Annotated in this window: 24 protein-coding genes; 17 read left to right on the top strand and 7 right to left on the bottom strand. The window is 46.9% G+C overall.

The features are described 5' to 3' along the window. Positions 1-39 precede the first annotated feature (39 nt). The 7 genes from GFS24_RS02630 to GFS24_RS02660 all read left to right on the top strand — a co-directional run bounded on the left by GFS24_RS02630 (position 40) and on the right by GFS24_RS02660 (position 8,039). Positions 40-738 carry a ferritin-like domain-containing protein gene (locus GFS24_RS02630; RefSeq protein ID WP_153658020.1) on the top strand — a complete coding sequence of 233 codons (699 nt, stop codon included), beginning with the start codon at positions 40-42 and terminating at the stop codon, positions 736-738. 16 nt (positions 739-754) lie between these two features. Continuing rightward, the gene (locus tag GFS24_RS02635) at positions 755-1,597 is read left to right on the top strand and encodes a ferritin-like domain-containing protein (RefSeq protein ID WP_153658021.1); all 843 of its coding nucleotides are present in this window, start codon (positions 755-757) and stop codon (positions 1,595-1,597) included. 151 nt (positions 1,598-1,748) lie between these two features. After that, the gene (locus GFS24_RS02640) at positions 1,749-5,012 is read left to right on the top strand and encodes a S41 family peptidase (RefSeq protein ID WP_153658022.1); all 3,264 of its coding nucleotides are present in this window, start codon (positions 1,749-1,751) and stop codon (positions 5,010-5,012) included. A gap of 201 nt (positions 5,013-5,213) precedes the next feature. After that, on the top strand, positions 5,214-5,546 hold the full coding sequence (locus GFS24_RS02645) for a type II toxin-antitoxin system HigB family toxin (protein WP_153658023.1): 333 nt from the start codon (positions 5,214-5,216) through the stop codon (positions 5,544-5,546). A gap of 9 nt (positions 5,547-5,555) precedes the next feature. Next, entirely contained in the window at positions 5,556-6,122 is a 567-nt protein-coding gene (locus GFS24_RS02650) for a type II toxin-antitoxin system HigA family antitoxin (RefSeq protein WP_153658024.1), read from the top strand. A gap of 155 nt (positions 6,123-6,277) precedes the next feature. Continuing rightward, the gene (locus tag GFS24_RS02655) at positions 6,278-7,336 is read left to right on the top strand and encodes a sensor histidine kinase (protein ID WP_153658025.1); all 1,059 of its coding nucleotides are present in this window, start codon (positions 6,278-6,280) and stop codon (positions 7,334-7,336) included. Then, complete coding sequence (locus GFS24_RS02660) at positions 7,323-8,039, top strand: LytTR family DNA-binding domain-containing protein (RefSeq protein WP_153658026.1); 717 nt, start codon at positions 7,323-7,325, stop codon at positions 8,037-8,039. Before GFS24_RS02655 ends, GFS24_RS02660 begins: the two co-directional genes overlap by 14 nt. Before the next feature lie 355 nt (positions 8,040-8,394). Here the strand turns inward: GFS24_RS02660 and GFS24_RS02665 are convergent, their stop codons facing one another. Further along, positions 8,395-9,660 carry an aspartate kinase gene (locus tag GFS24_RS02665; protein WP_153658027.1) on the bottom strand — a complete coding sequence of 422 codons (1,266 nt, stop codon included), beginning with the start codon at positions 9,658-9,660 and terminating at the stop codon, positions 8,395-8,397. A gap of 145 nt (positions 9,661-9,805) precedes the next feature. On the opposite strand from GFS24_RS02665, the gene fbp reads away from it, so the two are divergent. The 5 genes from fbp to GFS24_RS02690 all read left to right on the top strand — a co-directional run bounded on the left by fbp (position 9,806) and on the right by GFS24_RS02690 (position 13,372). Then, positions 9,806-10,813: a class 1 fructose-bisphosphatase gene (gene fbp / locus GFS24_RS02670; protein ID WP_253906381.1), complete on the top strand. Its 1,008-nt coding sequence runs from the start codon at positions 9,806-9,808 to the stop codon at positions 10,811-10,813. Positions 10,814-10,876: 63 nt separating this feature from the next. Continuing rightward, positions 10,877-11,410 carry a CAP domain-containing protein gene (locus GFS24_RS02675; RefSeq protein ID WP_153658028.1) on the top strand — a complete coding sequence of 178 codons (534 nt, stop codon included), beginning with the start codon at positions 10,877-10,879 and terminating at the stop codon, positions 11,408-11,410. Between the two features lie 77 nt (positions 11,411-11,487). Beyond that, positions 11,488-12,255 (top strand): ABC transporter ATP-binding protein, encoded by a 768-nt coding sequence (locus GFS24_RS02680; RefSeq protein ID WP_153658029.1) that lies wholly within the window; start codon positions 11,488-11,490, stop codon positions 12,253-12,255. Positions 12,256-12,262: 7 nt separating this feature from the next. Continuing rightward, entirely contained in the window at positions 12,263-12,793 is a 531-nt protein-coding gene (locus GFS24_RS02685; protein ID WP_153658030.1) for a YfiT family bacillithiol transferase, read from the top strand. A gap of 15 nt (positions 12,794-12,808) precedes the next feature. Next, complete coding sequence (locus GFS24_RS02690) at positions 12,809-13,372, top strand: NUDIX hydrolase (protein ID WP_253906382.1); 564 nt, start codon at positions 12,809-12,811, stop codon at positions 13,370-13,372. Here the strand turns inward: GFS24_RS02690 and GFS24_RS02695 are convergent. The 3 genes from GFS24_RS02695 to GFS24_RS02705 form a co-directional block, all read right to left on the bottom strand. After that, the gene (locus GFS24_RS02695) at positions 13,347-14,636 is read right to left on the bottom strand and encodes a folylpolyglutamate synthase/dihydrofolate synthase family protein (RefSeq protein WP_153658032.1); all 1,290 of its coding nucleotides are present in this window, start codon (positions 14,634-14,636) and stop codon (positions 13,347-13,349) included. The two genes, GFS24_RS02690 and GFS24_RS02695, sit on opposite strands and share 26 nt — an antisense overlap. A 9-nt stretch (positions 14,637-14,645) precedes the next feature. Beyond that, positions 14,646-16,136, bottom strand: coding sequence for a DUF5723 family protein (locus tag GFS24_RS02700; RefSeq protein ID WP_153658033.1), 1,491 nt, complete (start codon positions 16,134-16,136; stop codon positions 14,646-14,648). A 68-nt stretch (positions 16,137-16,204) separates the two neighbouring features. Further along, positions 16,205-17,095 carry a hypothetical protein gene (locus tag GFS24_RS02705; RefSeq protein ID WP_153658034.1) on the bottom strand — a complete coding sequence of 297 codons (891 nt, stop codon included), beginning with the start codon at positions 17,093-17,095 and terminating at the stop codon, positions 16,205-16,207. 129 nt (positions 17,096-17,224) lie between these two features. On the opposite strand from GFS24_RS02705, the gene GFS24_RS02710 reads away from it, so the two are divergent. Further along, a complete protein-coding gene (locus tag GFS24_RS02710) occupies positions 17,225-18,451 on the top strand; it encodes an MFS transporter (RefSeq protein WP_153658035.1) in 1,227 nt (408 codons plus the stop codon). On the opposite strand, the gene GFS24_RS02715 is transcribed toward GFS24_RS02710, so the two are convergent. Genes GFS24_RS02715 through GFS24_RS02725 form a run of 3 tightly spaced genes read right to left on the bottom strand, consistent with a single transcriptional unit; the run spans position 18,414 to position 21,338 of the window. Further along, positions 18,414-19,709, bottom strand: coding sequence for a radical SAM protein (locus tag GFS24_RS02715; RefSeq protein WP_153658036.1), 1,296 nt, complete (start codon positions 19,707-19,709; stop codon positions 18,414-18,416). The genes GFS24_RS02710 and GFS24_RS02715 overlap by 38 nt on opposite strands. 1 nt (position 19,710) lies before the next feature. Further along, positions 19,711-20,301, bottom strand: a complete 591-nt coding sequence (locus GFS24_RS02720) for a hypothetical protein (RefSeq protein WP_153658037.1) — start codon at positions 20,299-20,301, stop codon at positions 19,711-19,713. A 2-nt stretch (positions 20,302-20,303) separates the two neighbouring features. Continuing rightward, positions 20,304-21,338 carry an agmatinase family protein gene (locus tag GFS24_RS02725; RefSeq protein WP_153658038.1) on the bottom strand — a complete coding sequence of 345 codons (1,035 nt, stop codon included), beginning with the start codon at positions 21,336-21,338 and terminating at the stop codon, positions 20,304-20,306. A gap of 135 nt (positions 21,339-21,473) precedes the next feature. Between GFS24_RS02725 and GFS24_RS02730 the strand changes: the two genes are divergently transcribed. From GFS24_RS02730 to GFS24_RS02745, 4 genes are all read left to right on the top strand, one after another. Next, positions 21,474-21,875, top strand: coding sequence for a cytochrome c maturation protein CcmE (locus GFS24_RS02730; protein ID WP_153658039.1), 402 nt, complete (start codon positions 21,474-21,476; stop codon positions 21,873-21,875). A 65-nt stretch (positions 21,876-21,940) separates the two neighbouring features. Next, positions 21,941-24,433, top strand: coding sequence for a cytochrome c biogenesis protein CcsA (ccsA, locus tag GFS24_RS02735; RefSeq protein ID WP_253906383.1), 2,493 nt, complete (start codon positions 21,941-21,943; stop codon positions 24,431-24,433). 72 nt (positions 24,434-24,505) lie between these two features. Further along, complete coding sequence (locus GFS24_RS02740) at positions 24,506-25,504, top strand: carboxylesterase (protein WP_153658040.1); 999 nt, start codon at positions 24,506-24,508, stop codon at positions 25,502-25,504. Between the two features lie 39 nt (positions 25,505-25,543). After that, positions 25,544-26,143: a DUF4294 domain-containing protein gene (locus GFS24_RS02745; protein WP_253906384.1), complete on the top strand. Its 600-nt coding sequence runs from the start codon at positions 25,544-25,546 to the stop codon at positions 26,141-26,143. The last annotated feature ends 62 nt before the right edge of the window (positions 26,144-26,205 follow it).

The following is a 26,205-nucleotide window of genomic DNA, read 5'->3' on the forward strand; positions in this document are numbered from 1 at the left end:
TTTAATACACTTCTTTTAAACCCGTAAAATCGAATTCTTATGGCTGATCAAATTATTGTTCCAAAGGAACAAGATGACAATGTTATGCTTTCTCCCAAAGGATTGCAGCGCAGAAAATTCCTTACCCTGTTTGCCGGTACGGCAGCCACAGCAGCGGTTATTGCAGGTTGTTCGAAAGATAGTAACAACAATGATGGTATCAATCTTGGCAGTGGAGATATCGGTATCCTGAATTATGCTTATGCACTCGAACAACTGGAAGCTGCTTTCTATACGCAGGTGATCATGAGTCAATATGCCGGTATCACAGCAACAGAACTTTCGCTGTTAACTGACATCAGAGATCATGAGATCGCACACCGGGAGTTCTTTAAGAATGCATTAGGCGCTAAAGCTATACCCGGACTGGAAGTGAATTTCGCGGCTATCGACTTTAGTAAAAGAGACACTGTGTTAGCCACCGCAAAGACGTTTGAGGACCTTGGTGTTTCTGCTTACAATGGTGCTGGAAAACTGATCACAGACCCAGTTTATTTAGGCCTGGCAGGTAAGATCGTATCTGTTGAAGCGCGCCATGCTGCTTTGATCAGGGACCTCATCAGCAACGGATCTTTTGCGGATAATACCGTGATAGATGCGAACGGACTTGATAAAGCAAATACGCCGGCAACCGTGCTGGCCGCAGCATCGGGCTTCCTTAAATCAAAATTGAACGGCAGTAATCTTCCTACTTCATAATTAAAAATCTACCATCATGAATATCCATCACATTATAACTGAATTGGAAAAGGCAGATCCCGAAGTGTATGAGCGACTGGATTCGAGGAGAGGAGTGATGAAAAGTTTTGCGAAGATGAGTGGCAAGCTTGCACTGGCAGCACTTCCGCTTGCATTGGGCGGCATGTTTAAAAAAGCATATGGTCAATCTACAACCACTATACTGGGTGTATTGCAGTTTGCATTGAAGCTGGAATACCTGGAAGCAGAGTTCTATACCATGGGCGCAGCAGCACCAGCACTGGTGCCGGCAGGCGCTCCCATGGGGGCTATCACCACTATCCGTGACCATGAGAATGCACATGTGAAATTACTGAAAGATACGATCGTAGCGCTGGCAGGTACTCCGGAAGCTAAACCTGTTTTTGATTTCTCCGCTGGTAACGGTAGTGGTAACGGCCCTTTAAAAACGGTGTTTACGGATTACGCGTTATTCCTCGCTGTGGCGCAGACCTTTGAAGATACCGGTGTAAGAGCGTATAAAGGCCAGGCGGCAAACCTGATGTCCAACAATGATGTATTAACGGCTGCACTGAATATTCACTCCGTGGAAGCAAGGCATGCCTCACATATCCGTAGCATGAGAAGGGTTAATCTCAGCAATCCTGCCATCAAGCCCTGGATCACCGGTAAAGATACGGGTGGTATCGGAGCGCTGGTGCAGGCCAGTTATGATGGGGAGGAAGTGACCACCCAGGCAACGATCAATATCGTTAACATTAATGGTCAGGCTATCAGTGTAAATGCAGCTACGGAGGCATTTGACGAGCCTTTAACCAGTGCACAGGTGCTGGCTATCGTAGATCCGTTTATTGTTTAAGTTTGGTGAAAGGCGCTGGCTTTCAGCGCCTTTCATTATTATTTCAAGCCGCTTGTCAATTTATTGGCAGGCAAAATGCATTTAGCTTGAGAATTTGGTATATTTTGAGGCACTGCCCATTGCAGTACAACAAAACATACCCGCAACGCTTATGATGCATAACATGATCCGCCTGTCCATCGGTGCTTTCCTCGCCTTTGGCCCTATTACTACGCAGGCACAGACAGAGACAAAACTATTGAGGAACCCGGCAGTCAGTGAAAAGCACATTGCTTTTATGTACGCCGGAGATATCTGGATCGCTAACCGTAACGGCTCCAACCCGGTCAGGCTTACGGTAAATCCCTCGTTTAAGCAGGATCCTTACTTCTCTCCTGATGGCAAATGGATTGCCTTTACAGGTAATTACGATGGGAATAATGATGTATATGTAGTGTCTGTAGATGGTGGCGATCCCCGCCGCATCACCTGGCATCCTTTCCGTGATGTAGTGAGAGGCTGGGTAGATAATGAGCATATCCTGTATGCTTCTTCCGCAGAGTCTCCTACTGCAAGGACCACACAGTTATATACCGTGAGTACAAAAGGAGGATTAGCTACAGTACATGCTAAGATCCCGGAAGCAACGCAGGGCGCTGTTCCCCCGGATGGCAAATTCACGGCTTATATCAAGAACCCGGACCCTACGGAGGGTGGCGCCACCTACCGTCCTTTTAAAAGGTATCGGGGTGGATACATGCCCAAGATCTGGATCTTCAACAATACCAGCTACCAGATAGAAGAAATACCAGCTGCTAATTCCAATAACATCCGCCCGGTATGGGTAGGAAAGAGCGTGTATTTCCTCAGCGATCGTAATCAGACCATGAATATCTTCCGGTATGATACAGATTCCAAACAGGTAACACAGATCACAAAGTATAAGAATGACGATGTAAAGACCCTCACCACAGATGGTAAAACACTGGCCTTTGAACAAGGCGCTACCATCCACCTGCTGGATGCTGCTACCGCTGCGGTAACAGATGTGGCCGTGAGTATCCGCACAGACCTTCCTTATAAACGTGCCCATCTGGAAAAGATCCAGAACTTTGAACGGATAAATATTTCTCCAACCGGTATGCGCCTGCTGGTGCAGGGCAGGGGAGAGATCTTCTCTGTGCCGAAGGAAAAGGGCGATGTACGTAACATCTCCAATTCACCCGGCACACATGAAAGAGAACCCGCCTGGTCTCCCGATGGTAAATGGATCTCTTATGTTTCTGATAAAGACGGCAACTACAAATTAATATTGCGTGATCAGAAAGCGATGGATAAACCGGTTGAAATTGAACTGGGTAAAACTGTTTATTATTTCGCCCCTACCTGGAGCCCGGACAGTAAAAAGCTTTTCTACAGTGATGCGCATTTTAATCTCTATTACATAGATGTGCAAAGCAAAAAGATCGTACATATAGACGCGAATAACAATGGTTCCATCCCAAGTGGCGGTGCGAATGTATTTGCACCTTCCTGGTCTCCTGATTCCAAATGGATCACTTACCTGAAGGCAAGCCCCAATGGTTATGATGCCGTGTACCTCTACAGTCTTGATACTGATAAAGCCACACCCATCACAGATGGTATGAGCGATGCAGGTAATCCTACTTTCAGTGCGGATGGGAAATATATTTTCTTCCCTGCCAGCACCAATAGTGGTACGGCCATCAGCGGCCTGCATATGCAAACATATGACCGTAATGTTACCAGCAATATTTATGCTGCCATCCTGGCTAAAAGTACGCCCACCATCTTTACGCCGGAAAGCGATGAAGAAACGGTAAAGGAAGAAAAGAAAGAAGAAAAGAAGGATACCGCAAAAACTGCTGCCAAGCCTGCTGCCCCTGCAGCAACTGCAAGTACTAAAATAGACCTGGACGGCATCGAAAACAGGATCATTGCACTTCCACTGGGCAGTGGCCAGTACAGAAGTCTGAACGGCCAGGTGAAAGACAAACTGTTCTTCATTTCCGGAGATGAAGTACGTTACTATGATCTGAAAGAACGCAAGAGCGAAACCTTTACAAAAGCCAATGGTTTTATCATCAGTGCTGATAGTAAAAAGATGTTGCTGTTCGTGAATAACGGATTCAATATTGTAGGTACGGACCGAAAACCCAATGCCGGAGAAGGGAAAGTAGATGTGTCCAACGTAAGCATGGTCGTAGACCCTGTAGCAGAATGGAAACAGATCTTTGATGAAGTGTATAAGATAGAGAAAGACTTTTTCTATGTGAAGAATATGCATGGTGTGGATTGGGAAGCCAACAAAAAACGTTACGCTGCTCTCTTGCCTTATGTAAGCCATCGTTCAGACCTGAACTACCTGCTGAATGAAATGATGAGTGAGATGGTAGTAGGGCATAACTATGTAGGTGCAGGAGACATGCCAAACGGCCCCACAGTACCCACCGGTATGCTGGGAGCAGATTTTGAGATCAGTGACAATAAATACCGCATCAAAAAGATCTACAGCACACTCTCCTGGAATCCTGACCTGAAAGCCCCGCTGTCTGTTCCGGGCCTGAATGTGAAAGAAGGAGAGTACATCCTTGCCGTAAATGGCCGTCCGCTGGATGCAGATATCAGTATCTACAGCCTGCTGGAAAACACGGTGAACCGCCAGGTGGTATTAACAGTGAATGATAAACCTTCCGACGCCGGTTCCAGAGAAATTACTGTAGAACCTACAGATGCCAACAAAGAATTTGAATTACGTAAAATAGACTGGATAGAAGGCAACCGCAAAAAAGTAGATCAGCTGAGCAATGGCAAGATCGCTTATGTGTATATGCTGAACACCGGGCAGGAAGGTTATACTTCCTTCAACCGTTATTATTTTGCGCAGACAGATAAACATGCCTTGCTGCTGGATGAACGTTTCAACGGTGGTGGTTCTGTAGCGGACTACGTAGTAGATCTGCTGGACAGGAAAGTATTGAGCTACTGGGGTGTTAGGGATGGCAGAAGCTTCACTACGCCAGGTAATGGTATCTACGGCCCCAAAGCAATGCTGATCAATGAATATGCAGGTTCCGGTGGTGATATGATGCCCTGGATGTTCCGTCAGAAACAACTGGGTAAACTGATCGGTAAACGTACGATGGGGATCCTGGTGGGAATAAGCGGATATCCTACATTGATAGATGGTGGATTTGTTACTTCTCCGAGTTTCGGGATCTATGATACAAAAGGTAACTGGATCATTGAGAACGAAGGAACGTCTGCTGATATTGATGTGGAACAAACACCTGCTGATATCATTGCAGGCCATGATCCGCAATTGGAAAGAGGTGTGCAGGTATTACTGGAAGAGTTGAAAACAAATCCATACAAACCAGTGCCCAAGCCGGCTGACCCGGTGAAGACGAAATAGTTTTTCTTAGTAATAGAAAGTCCGCATCAAAACGATGCGGACTTTTTTATTTTGTATGAAATAAGAATTGCTGTAAATTCATTTTAGAATATTGTTTTGTATCCCCCATCTCCACTATTTAATTAACTCTCGCGAAAAAAAATGTAAAAGGAAAAAGTACGCATTTTGCGTATTTATTGTTAACTTTGAAAATAGGATACATTGAGAGTACATTTAGTTAAAAAAAGAACGATTGAGGATTTTGTAAACGTTTATCCGGGAAGTAGTGCGCCATTTATTGAGTGGCTTTATAGAATTAAACGTGCGAATTGGGAAACACCCTCAGATATCCTGAAAGCATTTAATTCAGCCGATCTGTTGGGGAATGGTACGGATAGAGTAGTGTTTAACATTGGAGGAAATAATTACCGGATGATTTGCCGCTATTTATTCGGTATAAGTGAGGTTGGGCTTTTTATTTGTTGGATAGGCAGCCATTCGGCTTATAGCAGGTTATGCAATGAAAATAAGCAGTATTATATTAGGAAATATTAAACAATGCATATGGAACCATTAAAATATAAAGTCATTAAAACAGAGAAGCAGTATTATGAGTATTGCAATTTACTGGAAGAACTTGCTTTTCTTAAAGATCAATCAGCTCCGCAAAGGGATCTTGTAGAGCTGTTGATCGTTCTTATTGAGAGATATGATGAAGAGCATAATACATTTGAAGAACCTGATCCGGTGGTAATGTTGCGTTCTTTCATGGAGGATTTCAAAATGAAATCTGTAGATATGGCTAAGATGTTATCTGTCAGCCCCAGCCTTATCTCAGATGTATTAAACTACAGAAGAGGTTTCTCCAAAGAAATGATCCGAAAATTATCAGAACGTTTCAAGGTGAATCAAAGCCTTTTCAACCGTCCGTATGCTTTAGTAAAGCCTAAAGCTAAAAAGGCCACTTCAAAAAAGGCCACCAAATCACCAGCAAAAAAGGCGGCCAAAGCTCCTGCACCAAAGTCTGCTAAACCTAAACCCCCGGCAAAGAAATCCACCAAACCTCCGACAGACCCTCCCGTCAGAATAAGAGTAACCCGCATAAAAAAATCCACCAAAGCAAAAGCATAATGCAGCACCAGCAAATCACAACAAGGTAATCCCAAACCCACAACATGCCACAACCAAACTCTCCTTCCCCCCAAAAACTGCTGTATGGCCACAGAAAACCGCCCTTTAAAGGTTTTTAACTGCATTCACCCGCTTTTTAACGATTTTTGGAGTCAATGAAGAGAGTACTGTTACACGTATTATTCTGGGTAGCTTATACCTTGCAGGATGCACTGATGGAATACACCTGGACGGCCTCAGCACAGGTAGGTGTGGAGGAAAAAACGCGTTTGCTCATGGCTGTTCACGCAGCTGTAATTGCCACCCTACCCAAATTGCTCCTAACCTACTACGTGTTATATGCCACTATCCCCCAGGTATTGAAAGGCACCCGGCACATGGGATGGATCGTATGTCAGGCGGCTATTATGTTATGCATTACGCTTGTATTGTACCGGCTGGTCTTCAATTATTACCTCTTCTTCGTTATCTACCATAATACGGGCAGCCCACCGCCATTATTCAGGCTTAGCCGCATTTTACTGGGCGTGATGGACATCGGTTTCGTTACCGCAACCGCAGTAGCCTTTAAGCTGATCAGGATGCAACTGTCCGCCAAGGAGCGGGAAAAGAACCTCGTGAAAGAAAAGCTGGAAACAGAATTAAAATACCTGCGGAACCAGACCAATCCGCATTTCCTTTTTAATACCCTGAACAACATCTACGCGCTGGCCAGGAAGAAATCAGACCTCACACCGGAGATCGTTATGAAGTTATCCAAATTGCTGCGTTTCATGTTGTATGAATCCGGGAAGGGGCGCATCACCCTTGCAGAAGAAATGAAGATGATGGATGACTACCTGGAGCTGGAGAAGATCCGTTATAACAACCGCCTTAACATCATTTTCAAAAAAGATATTGATAACGAAATATACCCCGTATCGCCCCTCTTATTATTGCCATTTGTAGAGAACGCGTTTAAACACGGCGTGAGTGAAACCCGCTTCGATTCTTACATACATATTGATATACGGTTACACCAGGGTTTGCTTACATTTATCATTGAAAATAATAAAGAGAACGAATCGCAGGGGAGTAAGGATAAGATAGGGCTGGAGAATGTAAGGCGGCAGCTGGAACTGATGTATAAGGAACATCAGCTGCTGGTGTTCAATGAACCTGCTGTTTTTAAAGTAGTGCTTACCATTAACCTGGACAGTCATGCAAAAATTTAATTGCATCATCGTGGAAGACGAGCCGCTGGCTGCGGAAGTGCTGAGTGATTATATCCGGCAGGTACCTTTCCTGCAGCTCAGGGGCGTTTGCATGGATGCTATCTATGCCATGGAAGTATTGCAGGGAGAGCATATCGACCTCGTATTCCTGGATATTCACCTGCCCAAGCTCAAAGGTCTTGCATTCATTAAAGCGCTGAAAAACCCGCCCCAGATCATCATTACCACGGCCTACCAGGAATATGCGCTGGAAGGTTATGAATTGAATGTGGTGGATTACCTGTTGAAGCCTATTGAATTCAGTCGCTTCCTGATGGCGGTGAATAAGGTGCGCCAGCAGCCGTTACAGCAGCCTGTTGTGCATTTACCCGCAGCGGGTCCTGCAGAGAGGGCTTACCTGTTCTTTAACGTGAGCAAGAAGAAAGTAAAAGTATACCTGGATGAGATCCTTTACATAGAAAGCCTGAAGGAATATATCGGCATCACCACCCGTAGTAGGACCATCCTCACCAAATTCCAGCTGGGTGAGATAGAAGACCTGCTGGCGAGGAATAATTTCCTGCGGATCCACCGGTCATTCATTGTGGCCAAAGATAAGATAGAGGCATTCACCGCTACAGATATTGAGATCAACGGCAAACCCATTCCCATTGGCAGGAGTTATAAAGAACTGGTACTCCGCATCCTGGATAAAACACCGTAGTTTCCTCCCTATCAATAACATGTATCTCCCCATGAATGCTGCATAGCAGTAGGAAAGCACTTCTCATAGAATAAGTGAATAGTGTAACGTGTTATACGATACATTTATGATTATGCTTATGATAAAAAGGAGCGTTGCGATACAGGCATGTGGATGACACCAAAAGGGTGCCTGGTTGCAGCGCTTCTTTTAAATGCTTTTTCGTTAAACAGTGAACGGCCATTTGACCTGACAAACCTTTCGGTAAGGGATACACGATGGAAGTTGGCGCGATTTCCCAAGAGGAGTATTAAAGTCGTTGAAAATTATGTTCGCGCTATTCCCCCCTTGCATTGGTGTATTCCCTGCCGGAAGGTTATTTCATGATCAGCTGAACAGTTTTATCTGAACGTTGCTCCAGCAATATTTTCCGGCCTTTTGTTAACTCTTCCAGCAGGCCATTCTTGAAATGCCTTACCGTAAGTAGTTCCAGCCCTTCGTTATAGGAGATCTTAAACCCGGTATGTAATGCTTTGATGAGCAATTCAATCTTCTCAGGGTTGTTATCGATACAGCAGCTGAAGCTGATGGCAGCATTCTGCGTAAGGTTGATCTTCACTTTCTTATCATGGAAGATCTCGTAGATATCACTGATCTTATCCTCTGTGATAAAGTCGTATGCGCGGGAAGTGATGGTGATCAGTACCTGGTTCTTCTTCAGGATGATGAGTGGGGGCAGTTTGCGGCCGTCCGCATCCCCTTTGATCACAGTACCTGGCAGGTCCTTATCCAGGAAACATTTAACGTATAGTGGTATTTGTTTGTTCTGTAGTGGTTTGATCGTTTTCGGGTGGATCACCTGTGCGCCGTAATAGGCCATTTCGATCACTTCATTGAAACCGATCTCCGGGATGTTGATGGTATTGGGGAAGAGTTTGGGATCTGCATTCTTCAGGCCTTCCACATCCTTCCAGATGGTCTGGCTTTCTGCATTCAGGAGGTTGGCAAAAACGGCGGCGGAATAATCACTGCCTTCCCGGCCAAGGGTAACGCTTTCGTTCTGGTCTGTACTGCCGATGAAGCCCTGTGCTATTACGAGGTCTACTGCATTGAAGATAGGCAGTACTTTCTCATTCACCTGCCGTTGCGTTACTTCCCAGTCTATATTGGCTTCCCGGAAGTTATCATCCGTACGGAATACATCCCTTACATCCAGCCATACATTGGTGATGCCCACCTGGTTGAAGTAGGCGCTCACGATGGCGGTGCTCAGCAATTCGCCGAGACCCACTATCTGATCGTAGTAATAGTCGTAGCTCCTGAGTGGTTTTTCCCCCAGCGTCCATTCTGCTTCCGTGAAGAACTGCTGCAATTGAATGAAGAGGGGATGCTCTTTGGTGCCCAGGAGGCTCTCTGCCACTTGCAGGTGAAATTGTTCTATGTTGTAAAGCAGCTGAGAAGCTATCTCACGTTTACGCATGTAGAAATTCTTCGCTACATTTTCCAGTTCATTGGTCGTTTTGCCCATTGCTGAGATCACGATGAGGAGTTTATCTTCCGGATAAGCCTGGAGGATCTTGCCAACCTGTTGTATGCGCTCAATAGTTTCTAAACTTGCGCCGCCAAATTTGAAAACCTTCATAAGGAGAAACCTGTTCTGTTAAAAAATTGTCTGGCAAAGTACGGCAACTTTAGAATTGTTTAAAAATCTGTTTCCCGAAAAATGGGAGTTTGCTAAATATTCGTGCTGTTTAGCTTAATTTAGCGCACCCAAACCTAACACGTATATGAAAATGAACCAACGAGTGCTGACGCTGGATGAATTTACCATCCAGGAATTGCGGAACTACCCTGGCGCAACCGGACAACTTTCCGGGCTGTTGCGGGATATAGGGCTGGCCGCCAAACGTGTGAATGTTGAGGTGAACAAGGCCGGTATCGCTGATATCCTTGGCGAAGCAGGCCGGACCAATGTGCAGGGCGAATCTGTAAAGAAACTGGATGAATTTGCCAATGACCAACTGATCAACTCCCTCCGTACCAGCATATACTGCTGTGGTGTGGCTTCTGAAGAGAACGAAGAGTTCATTTCCTTCGACGATGAACTGTCCCGCAACTCCAAATACGTAGTGTTAATGGACCCCCTGGATGGTTCCGGTAATATAGACGTGAATGTTTCCATCGGTACCATCTTTTCCGTTTACCGCCGCTTAACCCCCAATGGCAGCTCCTGCAACCTGGATGACTTCCTGCAGCCAGGTACCCAGCAGATAGCCGCAGGGTATATCATTTACGGTTCCTCCACCATGCTGGTATATGCTACCCGCAGAAGTGTACAGGGCTTTACGCTGGATCCCAGCATAGGCGAATTCTGCCTGAGCCACCCTAACCTGAAGGTGCCCGAAGAAAGCGATATCTTTTCCATTAACGTAGGATACTACCACCTGTATGAGAAAAAAGTACAGCTGGCTATCGACCATTTCATGGCCAAAGATGCTACTGAAAAGGTGTACCGTCACCGTTTCATCGGTTGCATGGTCTCCGAGATCCATAGAACGCTGATCCAGGGAGGTATTTTTATGTACCCGGCCTTTGGCAAATATGCACAAGGACGTTTGCGGCTCTGTTATGAGTGTAATCCCATGTCTTTCCTGATGGAAAAGGCGGGTGGACTATCCTTTTCAGACGGGCATCAGCGGTTACTGGAGATCAAGCCGGAGCAGCTGCACCAGCGGATCCCCATCTTTATAGGGTCTAAAAAGCTTATCGAGGAAGTGCTGCCTATTATCCGTTAAAAACTTTTGGCGCGATATTGGATCAAACAATTTTACAGATTGTTTAATCGTTTATAGAAAACTATGTTGAACCAGCATTTTTTTAAGATCCTCATTTTATCTGCTGCCGTGATCGTTGCCACACAGGCAAGCGCCTGCAGCAAATCAGTTTCCGGGAATACTTCTTCCTCCAGTTCCGGTTCAGTAAGGAACAGCGGTGATGAAGAACAAGACATCCTGTTCTATGTGAACAAATTTCGTAAGTCGAAAGGTCTGGCCCCTTTATCCCTGAGCGAAACACTGAGCGTGGAAGCCCGCGGGCACAGTAAATCTATGGCCAACGGCCGCACCGGCTTTGGTCATGATGGCTTTGAACAACGTATAGACGGCATTTCTAAAAAACTGGGGCGTGTAAGCGCTGCGGCAGAGAATGTTGCTTACGGTAATTTAAGCGCAGAGGCTGTAGTAGATGGCTGGATCAAAAGTCCCGGCCACCGGAAGAACATGTTGGGAGATTTTAACCTTATTGGCATTGGTACCGCAAAGGGCAAAGGCAATATCGTATACTTCACACAGATCTTCATCAGCAAACCCTCCGATAAAACGGCTTCAAAATAACAGCTTACTAACTATTTATTCAGGCAGGAGAGACGCATGTAATTGCGTCTCTTCGCTTTTTATAGTAAATTGGCGGCATGGAAAAACGTAAGATCATTGAGGTGAGAGACCTGGTAAAACAGTATGGGGACTTCACCGCTGTGAAAGGGATCAGTTTTGATGTGTATGAAAATGAGGTGTTCGGCCTCCTTGGGCCTAACGGCGCCGGGAAGTCCACCACCCTGGAGATCATTGAAACCCTCCGGCAGAAAACATCGGGAACGGTGATCGTGGACGGGTACAACCTGGATGAAGATCCGGAAGCGATCAAGAAGATCATCGGCGTGCAGCTGCAAACTGCCGGATATTACCCCGGCCTGAACCTCATAGAACTGATAGAAATGTTCGGCGGCCTCTATAATAAAAAAGTGGACCCGAAGGCTTTGCTGAAAGAGTTTAACCTGGAGGATAAAGCCACCGCTAAGTTCAAATCCCTCTCCGGTGGCCAGAAGCAACGTTTTTCCATCGCTACCACCCTGATCAACAAACCCCGGATCATTTTCCTGGACGAGCCCACTACGGGGCTGGACCCGCAGGCCCGCCGCAATCTCTGGACGCTGATCCAGCAGGTACGCGCACAGGGCACTACGGTAGTGATCACCACGCACTATATGGATGAAGCAGAGTTCCTGTGCGACCGTTGTGCTATAGTGGACAGTGGTAAGGTCATTGCACTGGATACCCCGGATGCGCTGATCGATCAATTGGTGGCAGGTGGTTTTGAAAGAAAAAAGGAAGTGAAGCAGGCGAACCTGGAAGATGTGTTCATTCATATGACAGGTAAAGATCTCCGTGAAAATTCATAACTGATATATGGAAGACTTACGCTTTCCCATTGGCCCATTTGAAGCGCCAGCCATGGTTAATGCAGAGATGCGCAAAAGACTGATCAACGATATCCGTTACCTGCCTTCGCTGGTGGAAATAGCCGTACAAACGCTGGACGCCCATCAGCTGGAAACCCCTTACCGGCCTGGTGGCTGGACGGTTGCACAAGTGGTGCACCATGTAGCAGATTCACATATGAACGGCTTTACCCGGGTTAAACTGGCGCTCACAGAAGATAATCCTACCATCAAGCCATACGACCAGGAAGCCTGGGCGGAACTGGCGGATGTACAACATACACCCATCAATGTTTCCATCACTTTGCTGCATGCATTACATGCACGCTGGGTGGCGGTGCTGGAACATATGGAAGCAAGGGACTGGGACCGTACCTTTTTTCATCCCGGTAACAATGCCTCTTACGATCTTTCAACACATTTAGCCAATTACGCCTGGCATGGTTTACATCACCTCGCTCATATTGAACGCCTGAAAGAGCGGGAAGGATGGAAGTGAGTTAATTTGAAGAATATGGAATGGAAATTATTATCATCAGAATACCTGCATAAAGAACCCTGGTTAACCTTAAGAAGGGACAGGTGTGTTTTGGCAGATGGCAGGATCGTTGATCCTTATTACGTGCTGGAGTATCCTGACTGGGCCAATGCAATGGCAATTACAGAAGATAACAAAGTGATCCTGATCCGGCAATACCGTCATGCTATCGGGAAAGTGCTGCTGGAAATACCCGGTGGTGTATTAGATGCAACGGATGCTACGCCGGAAGAAGGAATGAAGCGGGAATTGCTGGAAGAAACAGGTTATGCTTTCTCCGAAATACACAACATGGGAGTGGTGGCACCGAATCCTTCTACCAGTACCAACCTCACGCATATGTTCCTCGCTACAGGCGGGAAAAAAGTGCAGGAGCAGCAGTTAGATCACAATGAAGAGATCGAAGTGTTGCTGGTGGATATAGCAGAAGTAGAGCAGTTGTTGAGAGATCACAAGTTCCTGCAAAGCCTGCATGTGTCCTGCCTCTTTTATGGCCTGCAGAAATACAGGGAACTTAAAGCGGCACCTCTCCCACAATAAATACACTACCGCATACCAGCACCATATCATCCGGCGCTGCATGTTGCTGCGCAGCTTTATATGCTGTGGGAACATCCGGGTAGGCATTGCCCTGTAAGCCGGTGGTGTGCGCTATTTGCAGGAGGTCCGTTTCCGGCAGGGCGCGGGGGATCTGTGCTTTGGTGAAATAATAAGTGGCATGGGCAGGCAATTGTTTTAAAGCTGCTGCCACATCTTTATCTTTTACAAATCCTATTACAATGTGCAGGCGTTTATATTGTACTAAAGCCAGCTGTTCCAGGATAGCCCTGATACCTGCTTCGTTGTGGCCTACATCCAATACCGTATAAGGGTGTTCTTTTACTACTTCCCATCTTCCTCCAAGACCTGTGAGTTGTTTCACTTTGGATAAAGCGGTGCTGATATGTTCCGGGCTGATCTTCCAGCCAATTTGTTGCAATATTTGTATGGCGGTGAGCACACCCAGTATATTCCTTTCCTGGTAGCGGCCGGGGAGGTCTAATACCAGTGGGTATAATGCGCCGCTTAAGAGGTCCTTTGCAGTGACCTGTAAAAGTGCAACGCCTGGTTCATCGTGAATGATCTGCCAGTCCTGGTCTGCAAAGCGGATAGGTGCATGGCGGAGGTCTGCTGTTTCTGTAAACACATGTTTTACTTCTTCCTGTGTTTCACTGATCACTACAGGTACATCTGGTTTAATGATCCCTGCTTTTTCATATGCAATTAAAGGCAGTGTGTCTCCGAGGATGTTCATGTGATCATAACTGATATTGGTGATCACAGAGAGGATAGGGGTGATGATGTTGGTGCTGTCCAAACGGCCACCCAGTCCGGTTTCTATAATGGCAATATCTACTTTTTCTTCTGCAAAATATTCAAAGGCGATGGCCACCGTTACTTCAAAGAAAGAAGGCTGGATGATATCCAGTGCAGGCTGCATGCGTTGTACAAATTGCGTCACCACTTCTTCAGGGATCATAGCACCATTGATGCGGATGCGTTCCCTGAAATCATGCAGGTGCGGAGAAGTGTACAGGCCTGTTTTGTATCCTGCCTGTTGCAGGATGGCGCTGAGCATATGGCTGGTAGAGCCTTTGCCATTGGTGCCGGCAATATGTACAGAAGGGAATTTTGTTTCAGGATGCTCCAGTATACCGCATAACTCACGGATATTGAGCAGGTCATTCTTTAATGCCGAAGCCCCCACTTTACTGAACATGGGTAACTGGCTGTACAGGTATTCGATGGTTTGCTGATAGTTCATGGTGCCTTGCTATGGTACGGATGGGCAACCGAGATTATTCCTCCGTTTACGGAAGATGCCTCCGTTGCCTTTATCCCAACTTCCTCTGTTAAAGTGGATGGGAATTAAACGCAAAGCTACGAATACATCTGCATGATTGATACTGCTGCGCACAAGGTTTGAAAAGAGGCTGGCAGAACCGATCACCAAAGGCCCGGCACGTAAGCCCAGCCCTGCATCCGCCTGGCCGTACTGGTTCACAGAAATGGGTAAGTAAGCCCCAAAATGTTCTGTTTCATAACGGGGCGTAACCAGTAATTGTGTGAGTGCATGCGTCTTGTCATCATCCTTCTTTCCGCTCAGTAAACCGATCGTAGCGCTGGCGCTTATAAAGAAACGGCCATCGATATTGTAATCCGCCATGAGGTTCACGGAGGTAGGCAGGTTCATGAAGAATTTATCAGTTGAATCAATTTGCGCGTGTTCAAATTGACTCCTCAGGCGCCGGGCGTATTGAGAAATGCTTTCACCTTTTCTTTTTTCCAGCAGGAAAGCATCATAATCCTGCACCCGCATATCCAGGTCTGCAGTATACGGTGATCTGTTATAACTGATGCCGCCGATATCTACAACAGATACGCCTATACGTGCTTTCCATGTATCTGCATCAGGGTTCCAGGTATCATCTTCATAATAGCTGCCAAAACCATCAGAATCAGGCCGCCATTCATAGATCACACCCACGTCTGCACCAATGCCGGGGTTTTGAAAAGGACTATAGAGTGAACCGAAGCTGCCATCCCAGGCATCCATCTCTGCATTGTAAGCGTAATTCAGTTTTCCGCTATTGATATCTATCCTGCTCCTGTTCTCATACACAAAGGAACCATCCCTGCCTACTGCAGATCCTGCTGCCTGCCCGCCAAGATATTTTAAGGTAATACCACCTTTCCAGCGGTGATCGCCAACGTCTCTGAACACCTTTGCATAGGTGAAGCCAAATTCATTCCATGCATGACCATACGCCCCGCCATAGCTATCCGCCAATATTCGGTTGTAATAATTAGCGGGAGGAAAACCAAGGGCAAAGAAATTGGCTGTAGGTGTTTGCATGTTCCCCCCATTGAAGGATGCACGTACCCGCCAGGTGAAAGCAATGGATTGCGTTTCATCGATGGAATAGAGCGCAGAAGGTAACATGATATCTACACTGCCCCAGGCATGTTGCTGATTTTTGGAGAGCGTATCAGGGAACCAGTCCACAAACCTTTTCAGGGAATCGCCGGAGAGGAGGGAGGCTTTGTTGAATTTCATGTAAGTATTGCCACCGTTGGCACTCAGGCCTGCAATGTTCACATCCCAGCGGTATCTGCTGCCTGCTGCACTGGCTGGGTTGAAAGGAACCGCATGAATACCGGCATATTGACTGGTGTGATAACCGGGGAATGTTTGCGCCTGCAGAGAGGTCGCAACCAATAAACCCACTATCAGCAGTAACAAACTGTATCGGTGTTGGAGCATAGCTTCGTCGTAGGAGTGATTAATAATAACGGGAAACCGGGCAAAATATTCTGTCCGGTCTTGTTATCTTATTGTGCTTTGAAATAAAAACGGATGGGCCCGAATTGTTCTTCCGGTGCATCCGCGCTGGCATTATATTTTAATCGCTTAGCGGCATCAATGGCAATCCGTATTGCCTGCGGGTTGTTGATCGTTGAATTCTTTAAGGTATAGGTTGCATTCGTCACATTGCCTTCACGATCTACTTTTATATTCACTGCTACATAGCCGGTTTCATTTCCATCCCAGCTAACAGCGGGACGGTTCATCAGGTTCCTGCCCCTGATGTTGAAATTAGAAGCGCCTCTTCCTGCACCGGGTGTACCGGTATAACCTGTTGCATTAGGATCTCCGCCTATCACACCACGATCTCCGGGGCGGCCGGTATTCCCTTCTCCTGTAGAATTATTACTACCATTGGCGCCGTTACCACTGTTGGCACTATTGGAAGTGCCGCCGGCGAATACAGCCTTCGGTACCGGTTTAGGTGCAGGAGGAGTGGGGGCGGGCGGTTGCACAGCCTTTGGCTTAGGCGTTTTTTCTGGCTTAACGTCTAAGGTTTTGGCAATCTCTTTTGGTTTAGGAGCAGGTTTAACAGGTTTGGCCACTTCCGGTGCATCTTCTTCATTCTGTGTGGCCAGTTCTTCTGTATTACCTTCTGTTTTATCTGGTGCGGGTGAATTTTGCGGAGCAGATGGTACCGGCTGGCTGGCAGCAGGCGGATTTGGATTGAGGGGTTGTTCATCTCCCATTCCATCATCAGTAGTACCCAGGTTCACTTCCATACCCATGTCCTGATCAGGCAATGGGGGCGGAGCTGAGAAACCGATCAGGAACAACGCTACGAGTAATAACGCATGCACTGTGATAGTTACACCCAGCGCTTTAAGATTCTTTCCTTGTTGCTTTTGATCTGCCATCTTGTTCCAAAGTTAATATTTTTTTGTTACGGGTTATCCTTTATCCCTGCGTGATAATATGTTAAATCTTATTGATCACTTTACATTTGGTAGTTGATAGATGGATGTTTAGCTTCGATTCCATAAATTATGTTCAACCAAACGCTATCGCTTTACAAAAATGCCTACGGGGGCATCTCAAAACCCATATGGTGGCTGGCATCTGTGTTGCTGATCAACCGGAGCGGCACCATGGTGATCCCTTTCTTAACGGTTTACCTTACGTTTGAATTGCATTTTCCACTGGAACAAGCCGGATTTGCGATCACGATATACGGTATCGGTGCTATAGCAGGGGCTGTACTCGGTGGAAAATTATCAGACAAACTGGGCTTTTATCCTATTCAGTTCTGGAGCCTGGTGCTCAATGGAGTGATGTTCATTCTTTTGGGCCAGATGCGCACTTTCCCGAACATTGCCATTACCATCTTTATACTTGGCCTGGTAGGCGAAGCTTTCAGGCCGGCCAATGCTGCAGCAGTAGTGCATTATAGTGATGAATCCAGCAGGTTGCGTTCCTATTCCCTCATCCGCCTGGCTGTTAATATGGGTTGGGCAGTGGGCCCCGCTGTAGGTGGTTTGCTGGCGAGCTTCAATTATAATTTATTATTCTGGGCAGATGGCATCACCTGTATCGGCGCTGCTTTATTATTGCGGACAGTACTTAAACCAGTACATGGCCCTGTGAAGAAAGCGGTTTTGGTAAAAACAGAAAAGGGCACCGGCTCCGCTTACCGGGATGGCAGGTATCTTTTCTTCATCATCCTGGTGATGCTGAATGGCGTTTGCCTGTTCCAGATGTTCAATATCGTTCCGGTGTTCTTTAAAGAAGAAATGCGAATGTCTGAAGCGCTGATCGGATTGAGTATGTCTGTGAATGGCGTGGCGATTGCGCTGGTGGAAATGATCCTGGTATATAAACTGGAGAATAAGCGGCCGGATGTGTTGTACATCAGTTACGGTGTGATCATGATGGGCGTTTCTTACCTGGTCTTTAATATATTCCCGCCTTATGTATTTGTAGCATTTATTTTCATGCTGTTCTTTACACTGGCAGAAATGCTCACCATGCCTTTCATGAATAATTTCTGGATACATCGCAGCCAGGACCATAACCGCGGAGAGTATGCAGGTTTGTACACCGTTGCCTATTGCGTATCCACGATCATTGCACCCACTTTAGGCGCATATGTGGTAAAGCATCTGGGCTATACCAACTGGTGGTATACCGTGAGCGCCATTTGCCTGCTTACTTTTATCGGATTCAGGTTATTGCTGCCTAAACATGTGCAAAGTCCATCTCATAATTCCCATTGATCCTTTCTATAGGCGGGTTGAAATAACCGAATTTCAGATCAGGGAATTCTTCCCTTAATAATTCGATCATTTGTTTCATACCCAGGCACTCACCGGTTTCTGTAACACCGATCTTGCCAAGGTACCAATCCGGATCAATGTTGAAACTGCGCCACTGGATCATGCTTAATCCTGTTTCGCGGATCAGTTCCCTGAGTGCTTCATATTCTTCCACGCTATCCGTCATACCGGGGAATACGAAGTAGTTGATGGAGGCCCAGCCACCGTGTTCGCGCACTACTTTAATGCTTTCCACGATGTCTCTGAAAGAGTAGTTATTAGGGCGGTAATAAGGCGTGTAGATGTGTTCACGAACAGAGTTGAGGCTCACGCGGATGCTGTTCATGCCTACTTTGCAAAGCTCCCGTACTGCATTTGGTTTGCTGCCGTTCGTATTGATATTGATGCTTCCTTTGGAAGTATGTTTTCTTATTTCGATAATAGATTCGCGAATGGTTTCCCACATCAGCAAAGGTTCTCCTTCACATCCCTGGCCATAACTTACGATAGGGTAGGGTGCTGTTTCCAGGTGTGGTACCGTGAATTCCACGATCTCTGCAGCAGTAGGTTTGAAAGTAAGCCGGTCCTGCGGGGACACGATGGTTTCATCTTCCGGTTGAAAAGAGATACAACCCAGGCAGTTGGCATTACAGGCAGGAGAAGTGGGGATAGGGCATTCCCATCTGCCAATGAAATAATTCCTCGCGGCCGGGCAGTGATACGTCAACGCGCAATTATTGGCGAGATGCTGCACCAGCCTGTTATGCGGATATGCCTCCACCATTTGCTCAACCCCAGCATGTACTTTCTTATCATCAAACCCTGCAGCTTCCTGGCGGATATCATTTTCAATCCGCATTGCGGGTACATAGAACTTATCATCAAACCATCCCGCAGCCACGTAACAGAATAAAGGAAGGGTAGGTGCATCTGGCGCTGTTTCAAATGCGGCGATGTAAAAGGCAGTGTGTGCAGGCGGTATGAAAGCCGCTACTGCCCAGCCTTTCTCACAAAGACGCATATCGCCGGTTTCCACATCTATACCTATGCCACGGCGGCCGGGCAGTTCATACAACTGTCCGCCATCCGGCAATTCGATCCATTCATCTTCAGGAATAGGCATGGCATCCCAGCCACTGCGGCCCACTACGTAGAGAGACGTATCTTCAAAAATATTTCCCTTCCCGTCTGAATACAATATATATGGCGATACGTTCATGTTATGATTGAGTCCGTTTTTCAAAGAAAGCATTCATCTCTGCTGTTTTCAGCGGAGATATTTCATCCAGTATTTCCAGCTGCAGGATCTTGTTGTTTTTAAAGTCCAGCGTAAGCAGGTCATTCCGCAAAATTACGTTTTTCATTTCGTTCCAGCCGGTACGGCGTTTGGAAAAGATGCCGGGGAGTGTGATCCCGGTGGTATCTATCTCAATGAAAGAGGGTTGCAGGATCTTAAATTCCGCATAACCGATATAGGCCATGCCCAGCCCTGCCAGCAGCATCGTGAAGCCCACAATGGGTTGCAGGTGGGAGAGGAAGTATAAACATCCGCTCATCAGCGTGAAGGCCTGTAACATCCGTAGCAGGGAATTGGCTTCGCTGAGTTTGCGGATGTTCCGCATGAAAAAAGGAAAGGTGATGCTGGCCAGTCCCATGATCACAAAGAGGAAGGCGATCAGCCAGTTAGGGTCCTCCATCTTGTAGATACCGATCACGTTAAAGAGAAAGAGGATACCCACCATGCCATGCATTACCGGCTGCAAACGCAGGCGTGTCATAGCATTGGGATGTAGTATTCTGAGTTTGTACATTTTTATTTAACGATCAGGTTACACAATTTAAACAGCATGCGGGCGCCTACGTTGGCATCCCAGTCGTCATGCCCGGCACTCACTTCATTCAGGTCAAACCCTATTAGCTTACGGCCGCTTTCCAGTACTTTCCTGAAGAGGTAGAACACCTGCGGGCCTTCCAGTCCGCCTGCTACCGGTGTGCCGGTATGGGGGCAGAGCTTGGGATCCAGCCCGTCTATGTCAAAGCTGATATATACCTGCTCCGGCAGGTTATCGATGATCTTATCACAAATACTCTTCCATGTTTCTCCTTCAAACAGTCTTTCTTTCATGTCCTGGTCAAAAAACGTGACCACCCTTCCTTCGCTGTTGCGGATATAAGCCAGTTCTTCCTCACAATAATCGCGGATGCCTACCTGTACCAGCTTTTTGAGCTGGGGCACTTCCTTGAGTGCGTTGTACATGATGGAAGCATGGGAGTGTTTAAAACCTTCGTAACTGTCCCGCAGATCGCAGTGTGCATCTATCTGTAAAATACCAAAATCACCTTTATGCTCTCCGATGGCCTTGTAATATCCAAAGGGAGTGCTGTGGTCGCCACCGATCAGCCCTACCAGTTTGCCCCTTTGCAGCAGCGCATTGGTTTGGGCATACACCCAGTCGTTCATCTTCTGCGTACCCTTGTTCACATCCTCCAGGGACCGGCGGAGGAAGTCATTTTCGTTCACATCCCCGCCTTCCGCCAGGAATTTGAGGTACAATTCCGCTTCCTTGCGGAGGTAATCACTGCGGAGCAGCAGTGCGCGGTCGCTTTCCCGCATAAAAAAGCCCTGTTTCCAGCCCTCCTGCACATCTGCATCGTAAAGGTCCACCTGCCGGGAGGCCTTGAAGATATGCTCCGGCCCGCGGGCTGTACCATGATTATAAGATACCGTCACTTCCCAGGGCACCGGCAACAGCACCAGGCGTGCTTCTTCTTCGCTGAAAGGCAGTCCAAATACGTTGTTGGACAAGAGCCCGGGGGCGTTGGGATCAAAATTCGATAGATCAGCCATGATAAATCAGTACTTTGCTTATTTCGCCGCAAAGGTAACAGGAAAATTTGGTTCCCGGTGTAGTGAAACCTGACGAATATCAGCCATGGTCATTCAGCTTTTTGGCTATCTTTGTTTATTAATAATCTGGTAAGGATGAAGAAGACTAGTTTAATTTTACTGATCGTTATAGCGGTATGCGTTGCTGGTATGGTGATGCTGGTGGGGGATTTCAGTACTTATGAGACCTTTGCTACGGCTAAAAAGAAAGAAGGAAAAGAGATCCACGTGATCGGGGCGCTGGACACTGCCAAAGCTGTTGTGTACGATCCCGCCAAAGATGCCAATTATTTCAGCTTCTATATGAAGGATAAGAGCGGTGTGGTGACCAAGGTAGTTTTTAACGGCACCCGCCCTACCGACTTCGAGAAATCCACAGAACTGGTGCTTACCGGCAAGATGCAGGGTAACGAGTTCCATTGCAGTAAGATCTTAATGAAATGCCCTTCCAAATACAAGGAAGAACAAACTGCCTACAGCGCGTCTAAAGATATTTAAGGAAATAACTGTATATCGTCGTTACCATTTCCCACCTTTTTAGTTAAACATCTTACGGAAATATTTTGGAAAATATTAAATATATAGGGGAGCATTTGCTGCCCGGCCAATTAGGACATTTCTTTACCATTCTGGCGTTTGTTGCGTCTTTTGTTGCCATGGTGTCGTTTTTTAACAGCACCAGGGCTACGGATGAGCTGAAAAAGACCTCCTGGCTCAAACTGGGCCGCTGGGCCTTTTTTATCCAGACGGCTTCCATCATCACCGTATTTGGCATCCTTTACTACATCATTGCCAATCACCTTTTTGAATACAAATATGCCTGGCAACACTCTTCCCGGGACCTGGAGGTAAAATACCTGCTGAGTTGCTTTTGGGAAGGGCAGGAGGGCAGTTTCCTGCTTTGGAGCGTATGGCAGAGTGTGTTGGGTTGTGTGCTGATCTTCACCAGCAAGAAATGGGAGGCCCCGGTAATGACCGTGATCGCCCTTTCCCAACTGATCATGGGCAGTATGATCCTGGGGATCTATATTCCCGGTATTGAATACCGTGTGGGCAGCAATCCTTTCATCCTCATGCGCCAGGATGCACCGGATTCCCCGGTTTTCCAGAATCCTAACTACATGCAATTCAAGCAGTTTGTAGAAGGAAATGGTTTGAATGAACTGCTCAAGAACTACTGGATGGTGATCCACCCGCCGGTATTGTTCCTGGGTTTTGCTTCCGTGATCATTCCTTTCGCTTATGGTGTAGCCGGTTTATGGACCAAACAGTTCAGCGAATGGATCAAACCTGCTTTACCCTGGACCTTGTTTTCCGCTATGATGCTGGGTACCGGTATCATGATGGGAGCAGCCTGGGCATATGAATCCCTTACTTTTGGCGGTTACTGGGCGTGGGATCCTGTAGAGAATGCGTCCCTGGTACCCTGGATCACAATGATCGCAGGTATCCATACCATGCTGGCATTCCGCAGTTCCGGCCATGCTTTGCGTTCCTCCTTTTTCTTCGTGATCATTTCTTACACCCTCATTTTATATTCTTCCTTTTTGACCAAGAGTGGTGTACTGGGGCAAACTTCCGTACACTCCTTTACTGATCTGGGGTTAACGGCACAGCTGCTGATCGCCATGGCGGTATTCGCTCTTCCTGCTTTTTTCCTCCTGATCTGGCGTAATAAACAGATCCCGTCTGTGAAGAAAGAGGAAAGCACTTATTCCAGGGAGTTCTGGATGTTTGTAGGCGCCCTCATCCTCATGGTGGCCGCTATACAGATCACTTTCACCACTTCCATACCCGTATGGAACAAATTGCTGACCGCCTTCGGTTTAAAGAAACTCTTTAACCTGGACGATTTTGCACCGCCCACAGACGTAGTGTTCCACTACAACCAGATCCAGATCTGGCTGGCCACGGTGATCGGTCTTTTAACCGCTATTGTACAATACCTGAAATATAAGGATACGCCCAAGAACACCGTGATGAAGAAACTGGCCTGGCCTACGCTGGTAGCTGTAGTGGCTACTGTGCTGATCGGCTGGCTCGGGAAGATCGATTACATCAACTATGGCGCAGGGTTCCTTGTAGCTATTTACCTGATGCTGTTTGCCAGCATCTATGCTATCGTGGCTAACTTCTTCTATATTTTCAACGTACTGAAAGGAAAAGCCAAAGCAGCAGGGGCTTCTGTAGCGCATATCGGTTTTGGGCTGGCGTTGCTGGGCATCCTCATTTCTTCTGCCAAGAAACAGGTATTATCCATAGATAGTATGGGGATGCTGGCAGGTTATTTCACGAAAGAAAGCGGTCAGGATTCCAAAGAGAACATCATGTTGCCAAAGGGTTTACCCGTACAGATGGGCCCTTATTTTGTAACTTATAAGGGAGATTCCATTGGTACGGCAGATAAAGCCAAAACCTTCTTCATCATTGACTATGAAAAGAAGGATCATCTGGAAGATGCAGCCAAAGAGCATTTCACGCTGTATCCCGATGCATACCTTTCTGTAAGAGGCCAGGATGGCATCACACCCAACCCGGATTCCAAACATTACCTTACAAGAGACATCTTTACATACATCACGGCCGTACCACGCAAGGACGTTGTAACAGACACCCTGCCTTACACGCCGCATACCATTTCACAAGGGGATACGGTCTTCTTCTCGAAAGGTTTCATCGTGCTCACGGCCCTTAAAACGGCACCGGTACAGAAGAATTACCATGCAGAACCGGGAGATATAGCTGTTGGGGCACAACTGGAAGTGCACACTAAAAGCAATGGAGATTTTGCCATGCAGCCGGTGTACTTTATCCGGGACAGCAGTTTCCAGGGTAATATCCCTGATACCATTGCTCCTTTGTCCCTGGCGGTAAAGTTCACAAAAATATTACCTAATGAAAATAAGGTGGAACTGCAGTTGAAGGAAAGTCGTGATCCGATGGATTACGTGGTGATGAAAGCCCTTATCTTCCCATATATCAATGTATTATGGATAGGGATATTGGTGATGATCGTAGGATTTTTAATGAGTATCCGGCAACGGATCAGAAGATAAGCACAGCAGGGCGGTCAGAATAGGCCGCCCTTTTTTATTATATTTAGCCTAATTATTAAATGCTCAGTACCTATGCGCCGCACTATCCGGATCGTCCTGATTACGATCGCCTTACTGGTGATCGTATACATCCTGGGCCCAAAACCTGCACCTCCGGTTATTACAGGAGGTCGTTTACCAGCCGTTCCAGCTACCCCGGTAGCACTTGAACAATATGTAGTTAAAAAAGAAGCCCAATTCCGCCTTAAACCAGATAACGAGGCCAGGATACTCTGGCTGGATTCCCTGCACCGTAAAACGCCCTATAGCGTGGTATACCTGCATGGTTTTTCTGCCAGTGAGAAGGAGGGAGACCCTGTGCATGTGAATTTCGCCCGCCGTTTCGGATACAACCTTTACCTGTCCCGGCTGGACGAGCACGGCATGGATACCCCGGATGCCCTGGTGGGCATGACCGGCGAGGGTTTATGGCGGGATGCCAAAGAAGCGCTGGCCATTGGCAAAATGATGGGGGAAAAAGTGATCGTGATAGGCACCTCTACCGGCGGCACGCTGGCCTTGTTACTGGCAGCAGAATACCCGGACGACGTAGCAGCCGTAATAAATATGTCGCCCAACATTGCCATTAATGAATCCATGGTTTGGATGCTGGATAAACCCTGGGGGCTGGAAATAGCCCGCCTGGTGAAAGGAGGGGATTACGTGGAAAATAAACCGGATAATGCAGACCGTGCAAAATATTGGTACTCAAAATACCGTTTGGAAGCAGTGGTGCAGTTGCAGAACCTGGTGGAGCATACCATGAAACCGGAAGTTTTTGCCCGGATCCATCAGCCCGTACTGGACCTTTACTACTATAAAAGCGAAAAGGAGCAGGACCCGACCGTGAAAGTGAGCGCTATCCTGGAAATGCACAAGGAACTGGGCACACCGGACAGCCTTAAGCATGCAGTGGCTATTCCCAATGCAGGGGCCCATGTGATCGGCTCCAGTATTGTGTCTAAAGACGTGCCTGCCGTGGAAAGCGCTATCACGCAGTGGTGGCTCCAAATACTAAAGAATCGCAACTAATTCGTAACTTGACACCGGATATTTAAACCGTCATTCGCATTGTATCGTATTCTGATCATCACTGGTATATGCCTCCTTTGCATGGTGGGCGTCTCCTCCGCACAACAGCGGAGGGGCATGGATACCGTGGCGGTACGTGCGGTGATCTACGGCAAGGATACCATCCCCTCTATTACCCTCGGCATATTTGAAGTAGTGGACCGGCTTCCCAAACGCCTCCGCAAAGAAAGGGAACGCTGGACGAGGCTGCGCAACGCAGTATACGTAACCTACCCTTATGCTATTACTGCCGGCCGGGTATTGAAAGATGTGAACCAGGAACTGAATAAGATCTCTTCCAAAAAACAACGCAAGGCCTTCCTGGCCTCTAAGGAACAGTTACTGAAAAAAGAGTTCGGCGATAAACTGGAAAACCTCTCTGTGTACCAGGGTAAGGTGCTGATGAAACTGATCCACCGCGAAACAGGAGAGAACTGTTATGAGATCGTGAAAGAATTGAAAGGTGGTTTTAATGCACGCATGTACCAGACTGTGGCATTCTTCTTTGGTGGAAATCTGAAGAGTGAATTTAATGCGCAGGATGACAAGGATATTGAAATGATTGTACAGGAGATCCAGTTATACAATCGTTTTAATTAAGCTGCGCGCACAAATATATTTGCATTATTATCTTTTCTCCAAAAGCTATTCATTCCCGTATT

This window comes from Chitinophaga sp. SYP-B3965, from assembly GCF_009647655.1.
Taxonomy (GTDB): Bacteria; Bacteroidota; Bacteroidia; order Chitinophagales; family Chitinophagaceae; genus Chitinophaga.

Excerpts from the sequence above, each read along its gene's own strand:
- GFS24_RS02740 (WP_153658040.1), top strand. The coding sequence starts at position 24,506 with ATGCGCCGCACTATCCGGATCGTCCTGATTACGATCGCCTTACTGGTG.
- GFS24_RS02635 (WP_153658021.1), top strand. The coding sequence starts at position 755 with ATGAATATCCATCACATTATAACTGAATTGGAAAAGGCAGATCCCGAA.
- GFS24_RS02680 (WP_153658029.1), top strand. The coding sequence starts at position 11,488 with ATGGAAAAACGTAAGATCATTGAGGTGAGAGACCTGGTAAAACAGTAT.
- GFS24_RS02720 (WP_153658037.1), bottom strand. The coding sequence starts at position 20,301 with ATGTACAAACTCAGAATACTACATCCCAATGCTATGACACGCCTGCGT.
- GFS24_RS02705 (WP_153658034.1), bottom strand. The coding sequence starts at position 17,095 with ATGGCAGATCAAAAGCAACAAGGAAAGAATCTTAAAGCGCTGGGTGTA.
- GFS24_RS02675 (WP_153658028.1), top strand. The coding sequence starts at position 10,877 with ATGTTGAACCAGCATTTTTTTAAGATCCTCATTTTATCTGCTGCCGTG.
- GFS24_RS02650 (WP_153658024.1), top strand. The coding sequence starts at position 5,556 with ATGGAACCATTAAAATATAAAGTCATTAAAACAGAGAAGCAGTATTAT.
- GFS24_RS02700 (WP_153658033.1), bottom strand. The coding sequence starts at position 16,136 with ATGCTCCAACACCGATACAGTTTGTTACTGCTGATAGTGGGTTTATTG.
- fbp (WP_253906381.1), top strand. The coding sequence starts at position 9,806 with ATGAAAATGAACCAACGAGTGCTGACGCTGGATGAATTTACCATCCAG.
- GFS24_RS02695 (WP_153658032.1), bottom strand. The coding sequence starts at position 14,636 with ATGAACTATCAGCAAACCATCGAATACCTGTACAGCCAGTTACCCATG.
- GFS24_RS02640 (WP_153658022.1), top strand. The coding sequence starts at position 1,749 with ATGATGCATAACATGATCCGCCTGTCCATCGGTGCTTTCCTCGCCTTT.
- GFS24_RS02685 (WP_153658030.1), top strand. The coding sequence starts at position 12,263 with ATGGAAGACTTACGCTTTCCCATTGGCCCATTTGAAGCGCCAGCCATG.
- GFS24_RS02665 (WP_153658027.1), bottom strand. The coding sequence starts at position 9,660 with ATGAAGGTTTTCAAATTTGGCGGCGCAAGTTTAGAAACTATTGAGCGC.
- GFS24_RS02630 (WP_153658020.1), top strand. The coding sequence starts at position 40 with ATGGCTGATCAAATTATTGTTCCAAAGGAACAAGATGACAATGTTATG.
- GFS24_RS02710 (WP_153658035.1), top strand. The coding sequence starts at position 17,225 with ATGTTCAACCAAACGCTATCGCTTTACAAAAATGCCTACGGGGGCATC.
- GFS24_RS02655 (WP_153658025.1), top strand. The coding sequence starts at position 6,278 with ATGAAGAGAGTACTGTTACACGTATTATTCTGGGTAGCTTATACCTTG.
- GFS24_RS02730 (WP_153658039.1), top strand. The coding sequence starts at position 21,474 with ATGAAGAAGACTAGTTTAATTTTACTGATCGTTATAGCGGTATGCGTT.
- GFS24_RS02690 (WP_253906382.1), top strand. The coding sequence starts at position 12,809 with ATGGAATGGAAATTATTATCATCAGAATACCTGCATAAAGAACCCTGG.
- GFS24_RS02725 (WP_153658038.1), bottom strand. The coding sequence starts at position 21,338 with ATGGCTGATCTATCGAATTTTGATCCCAACGCCCCCGGGCTCTTGTCC.
- GFS24_RS02660 (WP_153658026.1), top strand. The coding sequence starts at position 7,323 with ATGCAAAAATTTAATTGCATCATCGTGGAAGACGAGCCGCTGGCTGCG.
- GFS24_RS02715 (WP_153658036.1), bottom strand. The coding sequence starts at position 19,709 with ATGAACGTATCGCCATATATATTGTATTCAGACGGGAAGGGAAATATT.